Origin of the sequence: Paenibacillus terrigena DSM 21567 (assembly GCF_000374845.1) — a bacterium.
Taxonomy (GTDB): Bacteria; Bacillota; Bacilli; order Paenibacillales; family Paenibacillaceae; genus Paenibacillus_K; species Paenibacillus_K terrigena.
In genome coordinates this window covers 38,721-53,406 of record NZ_KB895435.1, presented here as the reverse complement: position 1 = coordinate 53,406, position 14,686 = coordinate 38,721, and the positions used below count along the sequence as shown (strand labels likewise).

The 14,686-nt window shown below is 42.6% G+C and carries 9 protein-coding genes and 3 pseudogenes; 5 read left to right on the top strand and 7 right to left on the bottom strand.

Going from position 1 to position 14,686, the window contains the following annotated elements; all coding sequences use genetic code 11:
• Window positions 1–230 (bottom strand): IS3 family transposase (locus C558_RS0129210; RefSeq protein ID WP_018759840.1); only part of this gene is annotated, 230 nt, incomplete at its 3' end.
• 327 nt (window positions 231–557) lie between these two features.
• On the opposite strand from C558_RS0129210, the gene C558_RS0129205 reads away from it, so the two are divergent.
• The gene (locus C558_RS0129205) at window positions 558–1,079 is read left to right on the top strand and encodes a DUF302 domain-containing protein (protein ID WP_245583902.1); all 522 of its coding nucleotides are present in this window, start codon (window positions 558–560) and stop codon (window positions 1,077–1,079) included.
• A 52-nt stretch (window positions 1,080–1,131) separates the two neighbouring features.
• The gene (locus C558_RS0129200) at window positions 1,132–1,440 is read left to right on the top strand and encodes a dienelactone hydrolase family protein (RefSeq protein WP_018759838.1); all 309 of its coding nucleotides are present in this window, start codon (window positions 1,132–1,134) and stop codon (window positions 1,438–1,440) included.
• Window positions 1,441–1,559: 119 nt separating this feature from the next.
• Here C558_RS0129200 and yjcZ read toward each other — a convergent pair whose 3' ends face one another.
• The 3 genes and pseudogenes from yjcZ to C558_RS32180 all read right to left on the bottom strand — a co-directional run.
• On the bottom strand, window positions 1,560–1,673 hold the full coding sequence (gene yjcZ / locus C558_RS33515) for a sporulation protein YjcZ (protein WP_083927311.1): 114 nt from the start codon (window positions 1,671–1,673) through the stop codon (window positions 1,560–1,562).
• Window positions 1,674–2,098: 425 nt separating this feature from the next.
• On the bottom strand, window positions 2,099–2,506 hold the full coding sequence (locus tag C558_RS0129195) for a hypothetical protein (RefSeq protein ID WP_018759837.1): 408 nt from the start codon (window positions 2,504–2,506) through the stop codon (window positions 2,099–2,101).
• Window positions 2,507–2,774: 268 nt separating this feature from the next.
• Window positions 2,775–3,044 (bottom strand): annotated as a pseudogene (locus C558_RS32180) (GyrI-like domain-containing protein); the annotation flags it as partial.
• Between the two features lie 489 nt (window positions 3,045–3,533).
• On the opposite strand from C558_RS32180, the gene C558_RS0129185 reads away from it, so the two are divergent.
• Both C558_RS0129185 and C558_RS0129180 read left to right on the top strand, forming a co-directional pair.
• Window positions 3,534–4,430: a VOC family protein gene (locus C558_RS0129185; RefSeq protein ID WP_018759834.1), complete on the top strand. Its 897-nt coding sequence runs from the start codon at window positions 3,534–3,536 to the stop codon at window positions 4,428–4,430.
• Window positions 4,431–5,054: 624 nt separating this feature from the next.
• A complete protein-coding gene (locus tag C558_RS0129180) occupies window positions 5,055–5,378 on the top strand; it encodes an NIPSNAP family protein (protein ID WP_018759833.1) in 324 nt (107 codons plus the stop codon).
• Between the two features lie 201 nt (window positions 5,379–5,579).
• Here the strand turns inward: C558_RS0129180 and C558_RS32175 are convergent.
• The 3 genes and pseudogenes from C558_RS32175 to C558_RS0129160 form a co-directional block, all read right to left on the bottom strand.
• Window positions 5,580–6,174, bottom strand: a pseudogene (locus C558_RS32175) (DUF2441 domain-containing protein).
• A 562-nt stretch (window positions 6,175–6,736) separates the two neighbouring features.
• A complete protein-coding gene (locus tag C558_RS34505; protein ID WP_211220815.1) occupies window positions 6,737–13,048 on the bottom strand; it encodes an Ig-like domain-containing protein in 6,312 nt (2,103 codons plus the stop codon).
• 282 nt (window positions 13,049–13,330) lie between these two features.
• Complete coding sequence (locus C558_RS0129160; RefSeq protein WP_040676126.1) at window positions 13,331–13,573, bottom strand: hypothetical protein; 243 nt, start codon at window positions 13,571–13,573, stop codon at window positions 13,331–13,333.
• A gap of 56 nt (window positions 13,574–13,629) precedes the next feature.
• On the opposite strand from C558_RS0129160, the pseudogene dnaA reads away from it, so the two are divergent.
• Window positions 13,630–14,357, top strand: a pseudogene (dnaA, locus tag C558_RS32155) (chromosomal replication initiator protein DnaA); the annotation flags it as partial.
• Window positions 14,358–14,686 lie beyond the last annotated feature (329 nt).

Sequence of the window (14,686 nt, the reverse complement as noted above, 5' to 3'; positions counted from 1 at the left end):
CTTGCAAACTTCGTTTTAGGCCGTCCTTTGTGGAAAGTGTTCTGTCCACGACCATCTTCTAACGAAACTCCTTTTTGAGACTTCTTAACCCAAACGAGCACCTGACATTTACTACGTATATTCAATTGCTTCGCTACTTCTCGAGAACTTACCCCTGACTCATAAAGTCGAATGGCTTCGTTTTTTAATTGTTCCGTGTATTGGATGAATACTTGTCCCTTTTTTGCCATGAAAAATCCCCTCCGGTTGCAGCTTTCAAGTCCATTGTATACCAGTGGACTTTTCTTCACTGTCAACCATAAGGGGATAATATCAAAATCGCGGGCTTTTTGAATATCGGATCAAGTTCTTGTCATTTGGCAATGTCAAGAACATTGACCGATTACCGAACGGACTAGGATAGAAAGGATGGTATTAAGCTAAATCAGCTACATCCGGGAATGTTCCTTCAAAATGGTCTATGATGACTTTCCCATCGAGATATTTCTCAGTCTTGAAGCAATTCTTGGGCAGGGGCATAGATTAATCTAAAGTCGTTTTTTCATGAAAGGATGATTATGATGCACTTTGGTCCATACAAGGCAATTACCCATACATCAATCATTCGAGAGGATATCACAACAGGTCTAAGCTATGAAGCCCTTGTAGTAGCATTTGAGCGGGAATTGGGACGATGGGATCCTGTAATCCAAAATACACTTGTCAAAGAAAAAGCGTCTTGGGAGAAGGTGGAGAAAGCTTTTCAACAAATGGCAGGTCCACATGGGTTTGCGATTTTTTTTCATGTGGATCAAGGTCAATTAATGTCACTTAAAAATGGTATCAAAAAATGTCGTATGTATTTAATTGGCAACGGAGTCTTTGCTGAACCCATACTTGCCATTGATATTCGAGCCAGCTTATACGTTCCTTTCCGAGTATGTCTTTATGATAACGGTAACCCGAATGGCGCAATTATTGGATATGATCGTCCGTCATCTTTTCTGGCAGCGCTGAATCCTGCCCTATACCCATATGGTCTTTTTCTTGATTCCAAATTGGATTCTATTGTCCAGAGCATTCTAAACAATCGAAAATAATCCGGAAACAAAGGGAAGTCGCATTGGCGCCGACGGATTTTAAATGGGCTGAATGTTGTCAGCGCTACTTGAAAGCCGGGACTCTTTCCTTGAACGCTGCTGTCATCTTTTATGGATTGCCGATTCAGAAGGAAGAGCTGTCCTATTAATCGAATGTCCGGTTCTGGGCCACTATGGCGAGTTAGATCCGGTGATTACCGACAAAGTTCCGCAGTTTGAAGCGGCAATGAAAGAGCTCGGCAAAAAGAGCCAATCGCATTCGAATGTCGGAAAACCGGATCACTCCGAGGCTTTTTATTCTGTAGTACAAATAAAAAAGCACAGTGCCACAGAAGTTGGCAACCATGCTTTAAAAAGGTGACTGTATGAGCTAGAAATATTGTGCAAAGAATGCGTTAAGTGTGCCCCTACTCCAAGGCTCTTTTCATTTCAAATATCATATTATAGACAATAGGCACTTACTGTACTATATAGGCATTGTTAGATACCAAAACCACCAAAACCACAGCAAGCGCAAGCGACAATAACTAACAAGATGAACAATACAAGAATAGTACTAGTGTTTGTAAACAAACCTCCACGTAAATCGCTCATGTCAACACCTCCCTATTTTTGAGTACACGTTATGTTATGGAGGATGATCTCACTTTGTTTGGATGATTGTTACTGGTGATTCCACTATATTGGAATCAAGATAATCATCTCTGATCCTCGCTATAGAAATTAAGAATACAACGGATCGCAACGCGAGTATGACGATAACGGCCTTCCTTCTTGGACGCCATCAATTCTTATATTACATAAATTGATTGTATAGATAATAAGCCGTAAACCTTTGATAATTAAGGGTTTACGGCTTTTTGTTTGAATACAATAGAAGCTCATATCACTATACACATTTTTTACACATGATTTCTGCATTAAATAACCCGCATAACCAGTGATCTATTTATTAGTCAACTATCGTATCCGTTAATGTAACAAAAAATTATTACAGCAGTGATAGTTCAAAATTTGATTTACATGCCGATGAACATATTTCTGCTGAAGGGACCCCAGTTCTCACCCCTATAACCTGTCATTCCCTCTAAATTAACAAAACAAGGGAGTACCGTATACATGACACCTGACATAGCATTAACCCTAAATGTTATGTTGAATCTCATATTCGAATTGTCGGCAGGTGTAATCATTCCCATATCAGGACGTATTGCGTTTGATGCCATAAGTGCGTCGCTCATTCCCACGGTTGCAATACCAGTGGGACGCTCCATGTTACTCCTAATCCAGTAATTAGAAACATTCGTTGCTGATGCTAAATCAGTCGGCTGGTCATAATTAATTGAAATTTGATTTGGAGCAATTTGTTTAGCCTCCAGAAGAATGGGATGAGGTATCATCTGGCGGTCGGTTTGATAAGTAATCATTATTTACCTCCACAATACAATGAAATAGTCAAATGACTATATATAGTATAGTATTTGACTTGTTTATGTTCCCAGTAAACAGTTCAGCGTTTGGTTGACTAATCTACCCGTTACTTCAATGAAAACAGGGAGCAGCTACCGCAGTAATCTGCTCCCTGGCTATTCAACAAACGTGTCCCGTTAGTTGAATAAACAAAGGTATTGATTCATGCCAGAACGTAGAAAGACCCACAAACGATGGTTTGCAGGGTCACTCCTCTTTCGTCGACTATTTCTCTTCGATTGGCGTATAAATCTCTAGCTCACTTTCAGGTGAAGTCGGATTAAATCTTTCGTCCATCAACTCCACTACCCAACCTTTACTATGTTTGTAGCCATTTTCATCAATCCAACGGTTAAGAGAACCATAAGCATCACCTATTTTCCAAATCTCACCTTTGTGCGTATAGACAGCATAAGTGCACACAGGAGTGGTCTGGCTTACCATTCCTTGTGGAATAGAACCAATCTCTGTGACTTGAGCGGTTGTATAGTAGGCTCCAAGGTTATCGGGTGCATATTACCTGGTTCGTATAGAGCCAATTTTTCACCAGTTCGATTTTGGATTTCCTCCATACGACTTATTAAAGAGTCAAATGATTGCGGAATTACGGTTGGGTATTCTGAATACTTCGCTTCATGCCTTGTTCCAACTGCTAAGAATCCTCTTTTGACCACTCTACACGTGTTATCTTTAACACCTAGTTCGCTCATTTCGTTTCTCCTTTCGGTTTCTGAATCGTATAAAAATAACATTTCGATTAATATCCACATTTTCCCTGCTAAAGCACATTTGATTCTCCAAAAAACTTGCGTTACTTGTGGTACGGTTCACCACGCTGTCTGTAACGGCAATTTTTAGGGCCATCCTTGTGCAGGATGACCATTTCTTTGATCTCGCTTGTTCAACTATCGTTCTAGAGGAAATTATACAAATATAACGAATAGGTACAATGGTAATAAATTCAAGCTAAAGGAGCTGTGAATTTTGGATTTTAAAGATGCGGCCAGAAAAGGGAAATTTGAATTAACGTTCCCAGTACGTCTAGTATCTGATGTTAAAAAGTCTCAGGAATGGTTTCGCGATGTGTTGAAATGTAACGACATTAGCGGATATGGCCATGCAACAAGGGAAGGCATGGGAATGATTTTATTACAGGCTGCTTCACCGGAGGATATTCGTCCAAACTCTGTGCCGAAGAAGCACACCGATTACCCTACAGAATGGGATGGCCCGGATTATGGTTGGGATTCGTTGATTTACGTGGAGTGGGAAAATCTAGATTACATTGTCGAGGAAGTTCGCAGCAACGGTGGTAACATTGCGATTGAACCTTTTGAGCACTCGCATGGAGGTCATACTTACAAGAAAGCTCATTTGTCTGACCTGGACGGATACAACTTGGTTTTAAGCGCGAGGCGTCCTCAGACAGAAGAACAAATTAATCACGATAAACAATTTATATTTAAAAAGACGTATCAAGTACGCCTTGTCTCCGATTTGAAGAAGTCAATGGAATGGTACAGCAACGTATTAGGATGCGATGAGGTGAACAACTGGGGGTACGCAAGACGCGGCGAAATGGAAGTGATTTTACAGCAGGCAGTATCACCGCATGATGTACGACCCAATGCCCTCTCCGCAAAAATTATAGGTATTCCCGATACGTGGGAAGGTCCGGATGAACCCTGGGATACTTTCGTTCATACGCCATGGGAAGATGTGGCTCTTATCGTTGATGAGGTACGAGGAAAAGGCGGCACGATTGGAATGGAACCAATTGAAAGTTCAGGGGGTGGCTGGGACTTTGTAAATGCTCAAATTTTAGATCCAGATGGGTATAGCATTATTCTTGGAGGAATGAGAAGTAGTAATAACTCATAAGTAATGTTGCATTACATCTTGATTAGTTTGTTGCAAGTAAAACGTTGGAAGATCGCTGCCCGATATGGTGTGGCGATCTTCTTGATTTTTGCAACTAATCTGCATTAAACTTCACGTTAGCTTAAAACCGCTTCAAGCAATTTTTGGTATATATCCACGTGTGGGATTATATCCAGTATGACATACGTGACGACTCCATTAAGCTATACTAGGAGTGCTTATATACCAATATGACACTTGGGGTTTGTTTCACATGTTCTGTGACGAGAAAACCGAAAATTGTATCAGTTGCGTCTGTTCCACCGAGCTGACAGCACTGACAGATTTGACACTTTTCTCTCCACGATAAGCCCAAAGATAACAAAACCCATCTAAACCAAGCAATTCAATTAAAAAAACTTGCCCTTATTTAGGGTACGGTTCACCGAGTATGATCTTCAACTAAACTGCCCGTTAGTTGAGCGAAGAGCTGAGCTAATTAAAACTCCTTCCTTTCGGCAATTTTTTTTAAATCTGGAATCAGAGAAGGAGGAAGTTATACCCAGGGTCGAAGATTACTGGTAAAATAACTGAGAGTAGGCAACGATCAACGAAAAAACTCTACGATTTACAGAAAGCGAGGGAATGGGCATGCTTTACGAGTTGCGCATTTATACCATGCATGAGGGGAGAATGGAAGCGATTCAGCAACGTTTCAGCCAGCATACACTTAGTATTTTCGAGCGGTTGGAAATAAAGGTGTACGATTTCTGGATCGATCAGACGGGGCTTCCGAAGTTGTATTACGTGATGGAATATAAGGATATGGAGGAACGGCAACGGCTGTGGGGTGCGTTTCGACAAGACCCGGAATGGCTCGAGGTGAAACGCAAATCCGAGGAAAGCGGGCCCATAGTGGAGAAGCTTGAGGAAATATTTATGAATCGGGCCGATTTTTTTATACGATAGCGCGTTTGGCACTTGCCCCTCAACGGGATAATACAGGAATGGAGCTTACAGCCTAGCCGACGGGCTCCGTATTTGATTTAGGGAGTCGTCTCAGCCGTTATTGCTACTGCCGCACATGAGGCGATTATTACACTATCGTGTCCCGTTAGCTTAATGATTTTACTCTTACATTCTTGGTCAACTATCAGCAACGCTTGTAAATTAAACGGAGAAATCTTCAAGAATTTCAACTACCTCAATTTCTCCATTAATCAAAAGCTCAGGAAGTTCATTTTTAACATTTCCCTTCCAATATGCCCTAGCCTGTTCGATTTTTAAGAAGAAGGGAACCCCATCTTCTTTCGGTAAAAGGTTTCCATCGCCCTCAAAGAAACTCCCTACAACCCTCAGTTTAACAAGTTGTAAAACTATTCGATTGTATGATTCAAATATATCTTTCCATTTCAATGCGTCTTCATAGCTTTTAGCAGCGTATAAACAGGACAATCTTGAAGGGTATTCAGGATAGTCTTGTAGTCTTACCATTTCAACTATAACTTCTCTAATAGCTCTAATTGTCTGCCCTATATAACTAATCGCTACTTCGGCATTTTCTTTGTTCATCTTCAAACCTTCATCTGTGTAATGATTGTATAGAATCTGAATAAAGTCTTCGCCTTTGGAATTCAAACGTTCCTTCTCAAAAAAGAAGTGATACAGGGTATTTTTTTTGGTTGTCATCAAAGTATATCACCTGTCCCAGAGACATTTTTTTCTTAGTAACAATGTGATATACATACAATTCGTTATCTACCATGGCTTCTCCCACATTTCTATAGATATTAACTTATTTTACCATATCGAAACCAGCCCAACTACTACGCTAAACTACCCGTTAGCGAAACGCGGCTGCCGATCTATTGCCAGCTGCCGCGATTTAGTTATTTATTAAACTATAGTGTCCTTGGCGAGAGCCTTGACTTAATGGACGCTAACCGTAGCGCCTGTAATTGTAGATTAAAAAGGGCAGTGTTAGTAAGAAGGCAATGAAGGGAAAGGCGATGAATGCAATCTTGATGGGGAACAGTTGGGTTTCCAAGGGGACCTCCTTTTTCCTTGAGATACGAAATTATACAAGTAGTATTGCTTCTTATTCATTGTCTTATGAGAAAGCTGTAGATATGGAAAAGTAGACGAAATCAAAATCGTATTTCCATTCATTTTTTTAGTCAAATTCTACGTACTATCCCCTTCCTAAAAGGATACTCTCAACTTCTTAAACGCTAGCTCAGTCATTAGATCATCAACATCCCGGCAACAAAAAAAGCTGCCCCTAAGTCATCAAAATGACTGAGGAACAGCTTGATTAGATAAGCAAATTATTCTTTATTGTACATATCGTACAGCATGACTGCCCCTTCAGCTCTAGTCAAAGTAGCTATTGGATGAACAGAGACGCCGTCTCCTTTAACAATGCCACTATGGACAAGTGCAGCTATACGACCTAGTGCGTATGAAGCAATTTCTCCTTTATCGACAAAACGATTCAGATCAGAAGCAGATCCGTCAACGATCGGTTTGACAGCGACCTTCATCGCCTTATGAAGCAGTACAAGCGCATCTTGCCTGGATATCGGCTGCAACGGGTTGAATTTGCCATCTCCCGTGCCGGTAGCGATTCCTAGCTTCTTGGCAATTGCTACTTCCTTATAATAATAGGCGGAAGCAGGAATATCGGAGAAGTTCGTCTCGATACCATCAGCCTTCAGCTCAAGCGCCCGCACGAGAAGCGCAACAAAATCAGCTCTCGTTATCGTTTCTTTCGGGGCAAATGCGTTTTCTGATGTTCCGTTGATGATTCCTTTGGATGCCATTACTTCAATTTGTTTTTTCGCCCATGATAAGCCACCGATGTCATTGAATGTTTTGTGGACGAAAACTACCGCATATTTACTGAAGTGGTTCGTCATAAACGTAACCATACCTGTTACCGGATCATATTTGCCACTAGGTACCGACACGGCTTTACCTGTGCTGTCGATGTACCATACAACAATATGCTCTGGATCGGCTAATTCTTCCGCCGTAGGCTTATAAGCGATCGATACTTTCACCGGAGCTTTCGGATTGCTCCAAGCAACCGTTTTCCCATCGATTTTGACGCTAAGCTCGATAACTGGATGATTACCGATTTGCGTCTTCACAGCAGGATCCAATGATGATATATCCCCAGCAGCTATAGACAGCGCAATGCTATTCACACCCGTCAAATCCATGGAATTCAGCATAGTAGCTGGAGCACTAATTGTTCCGAATTCTGTGGAAAGCTCAATCCTCGTCTTGACATCATTCGAGGCAATTGCCTCTTTCGGAAGCTCGATGACATAGGATTTTGCACCATCTGCTTTCCGAACGTCAATTTTGATGACTTTGACGCCAGCTGAATCTGTTGAAGCCGTTTCAACTGCCTTATTCCAGTCCGTAATGACAACGGCTGCTTTCGCTTCACCAGTTGCTGCATCTACCTTCGTCACAACCAAGTTGATTGAGCCTTTTTCTACAATCACTGTAGGTGGCGTTACCGGAGAGTAGTATGGATACGGATTTTCTGGATCTGGCTTTACTGGATCAGGCTTTACCGTAATTGTACTTGACGCGGTAAGATGATTGCCTTCCCCCGCCGTTACCGTGATGATGGCCGTTCCTACACCAATCGCAGTAACATTTCCATTCCCATCGACGGTAGCAACACGCTCGTCACTGCTACTCCATTGAACCGGAGTATTGACCGCATCTGCTGGTGTAAATACCGCTTTCAGCTTCACCGTTGCATGAATAAGAAGTTCTGCTGATGGCGGGTTCACCGTTACACCAGTTGCCACAGTATTGTTTACCGTCAATACTATCGGTTCTGTCGCATCCTTCTCATTGTACAGTTCAAATTCGGAGATGGCGTAGCGGTCTGTATCATCCAAGTTCGCAGCCCAAAGAGATATATAAATACCTTTTAATCCGTTATATTCATGTCCTTCGTGCTCGTAAATTTCCTTGTAATCAGGCAAATCGATCGTTACCCGTTCATAAGTATCCGGGCTGTCCGTTTCCCACGTTAGGTAGACGCTAGATTTGGTCTCTTGCCATTCCTCCCCATCTTCTGTCGTCGAAATATCCAGCACCTTCAATCCTTGATGTTGTGCTTTATTAACGACCAAAGTTAGTTTATTGAAATCTTTGAGATTATCACTATTCCACTGCAACATAAGCCGATGCGGAGGATCAAATTCACCTTTTCCGTTTAATATTGGCATGCTTGCACTTTGGAAATACGTATTATCGTCACCATCGATCATCTTAAGCGGTGAATGCTCGCTCTTGTTGTCGTAATCGGTGGCACTCCAATCACGTCCATGATTGTTGTATGTTGCATTGACCACCGTCGCTTCAAGTGCAATATTCTTATTGCGTTTCACCGTAATGGTGTACGTCTTGATTGTTACTCCGTCTTTAGCAGTAACGACGATATGGATTTTGCTGTTACCCATCGGTACCTTGGCCGTAACCCATTGACTTGCAGTAACTGCAATGTCGTTGATCTTCATCGTACTGTCAGCTTTACTCATCGTAGGTTTCAATGTTAGGGTGTCCGCGCCCTGAGCGATGTTAATCGTATACTCGGTTTTACTGCTATTAAAATCAATATTCGTACTACCGTCGTTCACCAGCAGCGCTGACAACGACGCATCACTGTCTGGACTCGTCACCTTAATCGTACTTGAAGAAGTAAGAATGCCGCCTTCCCCTGCTGTTGCCGTTATGATCGCCGTTCCCACGCTAATGGCGGTAACCATGCCGATTCCGTTAACGGTTGCAACACGCTCGTCACTGCTGCTCCACTGAACGGAATTGTTGGTCGCATTTACCGGTTCAAACACAGCGGTCAGCTTCGTCGTTCCGTGAATAAGGAGTTCGGCAGACGGCGGGTTCACCTTCACCCCAATTGCCGGAATATCAGATACCGACAATTCTACTGGTTCCGTCGCATCCTTATCATTGTAGAGTTCCATCTCGGATATGGCATAACGTTTGTCTTCATTCAAATTGGCTTTCCACAGCAGTATATAAATGCCTCTTATACCTTTGTAATCAGGCCCATAGAACGCTTTATAATCAGCCAAATCAATCGTAATACGTTCGTACTCATCCTCGCTATCGGTCTGCCAAGTTAATTTGCTCGAATTTAACTCATCCCAAGTTTCTCCGTCCTCGGTTGTCGTAATGTCCAGAACCGTTAATCCTTGCCGCTGTGCTTTGTTGACAACGAGTACAAGTTTATTGAAGTCCTGAAGATTATTCTCATCCCATTCCAGCAAAATCTTATGAGCCGGATTAAATTCACCTTTTGGGTTTAACTCTTCTATTCTCGCGCTTTGGAAATACGTTTCGACTTTGCCATCAATCATCGCAGACGGTAAATTCGCACCCTCCGTGTAATCATTCGTATCAATATTCCAATTCGTACCGTGTTCCGTAAAAGTCGCACGAGCGGCTTTCGCTTCAAGCGCAACGTTCTTGTTGCGTTTCACCGTAACGGTATACGTTTTTGACGTGATTCCGTCAACCGCTTTCGTAACGAATACGATCTTGCTGTTGCCCAGTGGAACTTTGGCTGTAATCAATTGGCCGCTGTTCACCTTCGTACCATTTACTTCTATTGTTCCTTTGCTGTTCTTCAACCGAGGCTGCAGCGTCATTGTATCCACGCTTGCATTAAGGGTGAATGTATAATCCAACTTATTGCTGTTAAAAGAAAGATCCGCGCTTCCTCCATTGACGATTAACTCCGACATCGATGCTTCACTAGATGCATCGAGCACCGTAATGGAGCTAGTCCCTGTGAAGCTCCCGTCAACGGTCGTAGCCGTAATCGTAGCCTTACCTGGCGCAACAGCAGTTACATTACCCGTCTGATCCACACTTGCAATTGTCTCGTCGCTGCTTGACCACACATACGCTTTATTCGTTGCATAATCCGGGATAATGGATGCTGTCAGTTTCACTGAATCCTCGCTATAAAGCGTAACATCCGCAGGACTTACCGTGATCCCTGTGACCGGTATCGCCATTGATGACACCGTAACCTCAATCCTAGCCATTTTGTTACCATCGACAGTTGTAGCTGTTATGAAAGCTTTCCCTCCAGCTACAGCCGTAATATTGCCGTTTGCATCAACTCTCGCGATGCTCTCGTTGGAGGAACTCCACTCCACGCCCTTTTCCGTCGCGCTAGCAGGTGACACAACCGGGCTTAGAGCGCTAGTCTCGCCTGGATTGAGCTCTAACTTACTAGGTAGGCTGGCTGACTCCAAAGCTACGTAACTAGAGTTGACCTTCGTTTTGTCTAACTGGAACAAATCCGCCACGCCGCCATTCAGCGTTACGTTCAGCTGATAACGGTTACCTCCGAGAGATTTAAGCGAAACCGCCTCCAGCTTGCCTGTTTCTCTGCTCACTCTTTTAATAGCATCTGGCGTATATTTAGCCAAATTCAGCTCAACCGTTATGGTTTGTTTCGTCTCAGCGCCTGATCCGTGCTGCTGATCCGGCAGGAGTCCGTTTCCTGTCGTCAATCCGTTCATAACCATAAAGTATTCCCTATCCGTTGATCCGAAGAATGATTGCGTATCCGGAAGCGGATCAAAAAATCCGATAAGTGCATCGCCATTTAGTCCGTTATTTTCTGTGCCGTTATTTTTGACAGTCATGTTTCTTAAGTAAGGGTGCGTAAGCCTGTTAAATTTATTAAGTACAGGTGTTTCTTTCGGTGTTTTATTGTTTACAACTGCCCCGCTTGCATCCTTATATTGACCAGGTACCGTAAATACATCCGTACTGTTCAATCTCACCAGATGCGGTCCTAGGTTTTTAATTTGGCGGGCCATTTCTGCATACTGATAATATTGCGGCGTAGGCTTCCTATCTTTATCAAAGAATAAGAAATACCTGCTATCATATTCCCAGCGGAACATACTCAGCCATTTCCCACCCAGCGTTAGTGTTGCAAATGGTATACCGTACACTTGTGACTCTGTAATAATATACGGACCAACATCAGCTGGTTCCTTGCCTGTCTTGAAGCCTAGCAAATATTGACCAAAAGCAATCGGGCTTTGGCCTGTTCTATCGTAGCCTCCCAAGGCGATCGTTCGTTGATCATTAATATTGTTAAGTACGGTTGTGAACAGATTTTTATCCGTACCTCCCATCGAAAACGTATAATCATCAAAAGTGAGCAAATCAGGTTCTGCCGTTTTAATGTACGTTTCGAAGCTATCTCTCTGCCACTGACGTGACTGCTGATTGCTATGGGCAAGTACATTCGGATATAACTGATGACTCAGCTTGAACCAATCCGTGAATGTCTTCAAAACATCCTCGCTATATGTTTCTTCATCCCCAAAGCAGAGCGTAATTAAGTTGTTTAAATTCGCTGCTTGATCCGGGGTGAGAAACCCATTCTTATCGGCATCTTTGGGCCCTCCATCTTTGGGACCTCCGTCCAGACCTTTAACAAGTGCCCATTGCGTATCCGGTAAAGCTTTATGGAAACTTTTGTTGTAAAGAGGCCATTCGTAATAAGTAGCCGTTGTAAAATTACTTCCTTTCCATTCCTCTGGCGTTGCGAATGGTCTGCCCATTTCCTCTGTAGGCATCCATGTCTGCATTTGCAGTCCTCTATCAATCAATATCCGACTTGCGCGAGACAGCGTCTTGGGTGGAACCACCTTGACGGTCCGCACTTTAGTTGCGCTATCTCCCCGACTGCTCGACACCGTATATTTAATGGTATATATACCACCCTTACTCGTGTCGACATTGCCTGTCGTTTGGATGCTAGCTGTAAGGTCGCCGTCTACAGCATCAGTCGCTGTTGCTCCGGCTTCAACATATGCCTCATTGGTAGACAGCGTCATATCTGCGCTGCCACTGAGTGTAATCGCCGGCCAGACCAGTCCTGGCGCTTGCTGCATTTGCTTATCCGTCAATGCCCGGTCATACACTTGAACCTCGTCGATATATCCAGGCCACGCATTAGAAGAATCCGGGAATGTATCCGCACCAAGTCGGATTTCCCCTGTATTCGAGTCCATCTGTGTATTGTCTGTCGTCATGTCCAAGGCGCCATTGACGTACAACTTCACCGTTCCGCTTTCACGCACAAGCGCGACATGGTACCACTTTTTCGGTTCGATTGGAGTTGCTCCAATTGTGGCTACTCCGCCGAGTGATGATTCCATACGACCATCGGGTCTGCGCTTCAGCAAGGTTGTGTTACTTCCCCCTTGCTGCTGTACCAGCACCACGTTCCGATTCGTATACGTAGAGTCGAAATTAACAAGCATGCTCAGAGAGAAATCGCTGCCTGTGTTGATTAAGTTATGATTCGGTATCGTAGCATAGCTGTCATATCCGTTAAGTAGCAGACCTTTACCGAATTTACCGCTTCCCTGTGCAGCCTTTGATACTACAATATCATTGTTCCTGAAGGTGTCAGGCGTTACACCTCCAACCATACTCTCAAACTTCCATTCCCCTACTAATCCTAAATCAGCAGGAGCCGTATTGGCTTCATCCGCTAATACAACGCCATTCGGTACAACAAGGCAGAGCAATAGAGATATAACTGTCATCATGCTTATCCACTTTTTGTTTCTTAAGCACAACATCTCGTTCCTCCTCAGATATGAGTTAAGCGCTTAACCTAACATAATAAAAAAAAGTCCTTATCTTATGCACCAAAATGCATTATAGGACAACCTTTGCTTGAAACTGAACATGCAGCCTCTTTTCCTCACCTCTCCCTGAAGTTTGTTTGAATGCCCCTTCTAACAATGGAAAGGGAGAGTATTCCTGAATCGATCAAATCTTGTTCATTCCCTTCTAATGGTTTAATTTGATTTATACTTTTATATTTTCTAAAGACCAATGATAGTTAATGATTCTGAATGTTTTAGATTAAATTCTTGTAAAATATCGATAACCTCTTGAAAACCCTCTGGGTCCTCTTCCCTTAATTTATTAGTATCAAGGAAATTGACTTTTTTTGATGTTCCGCGAGAATTTGCAGATACTTTCGACAAGAATTCATTTACACTTCCTTCAAAATAACAGTTACCAAAGACAAGTTTATCCAGTTGTCTAGTAACCACGGTTTGCATTTCCCATGCAACATGTTTGTTCCCTTCTGGATCATAAAAATAAAACTCCAATCCGCAATCCTAATGCTAATGTTTTATATTTGACATCGGAAAAATTCACTAATGAATTTATCAATGCGATTATGAATAACCGCGGTGAAGCTTTTAGAAGTATGTATCGAAATATTGATGTTCTATTGATTGATGACATTCAATTCATTGCTGGTAAAGAACAAACACAAGAAGAATTCTTCCACACATTTAATTCTCTTCTAGAGGAAGGCAAAGCTATTATTATCTCAAGTGATAGGAAGCCTAAAGAAATTCAAACACTAGAAGAAAGATTACGATCACGCTTCGAATGGGGTCTCATAACAGATATTCAGCCTCCAGACCTTGAAACGAGAATTGCAATTTTGTTAAAAAAAGCTAAGGCAGAGAATATTCACATTCCTCATGAAGCAATGGTATACATTGCAAGCAATATCAACACAAATGTTCGTGAGTTAGAAGGTGCTCTCATTCGTGTTGTTGCATTTTCTACCCTAGTTAGCCAGGAAATTAGCGTTGAATTAGCAGTAGATGCTTTAAAAGATATTATTCCCTCCTGACCCCACAAGTTGTGACAATCCCTAAGATCCAGCAATATGTAGCAGAATATTATGGGTTGCGACCTGAAGTATTTAAGGAGCGCAAGCGAACAAAAGCTGTGGCCTTTCCGAGGCAGGTTGCAATGTACCTCTCCAGAGAACTCACAGATTCCTCATTACCGAAAATTGGGGAAGCATTTGGAGGACGTGATCATTTAAAATGGAGGAAGCATTAAAAAGCCCCTCCATTTACTGAACAAAATAATTAGTCCTTTTTTTGAGTCAACTCAATGATCTTTAATAGGAGCGTGAGCAATGCAAGGATCTCCAGAAAGCTCATGCTATCTCCTCCGATCCTGATAAGATGACTCTTCATCCGGACCTCCCTCTCCCATGAGGAGTATTCTGTTCTGTATAAGGTTATTCAGGCTTATCAGAAATTAGAATACGAGCTCATCCAGATAAACCTAACTGGCTCATTAGCCCATTAGATTAGAAAACTGCAGTCGGTCATACTGGCGCGGCTACCGTAGTGTCTTTATTG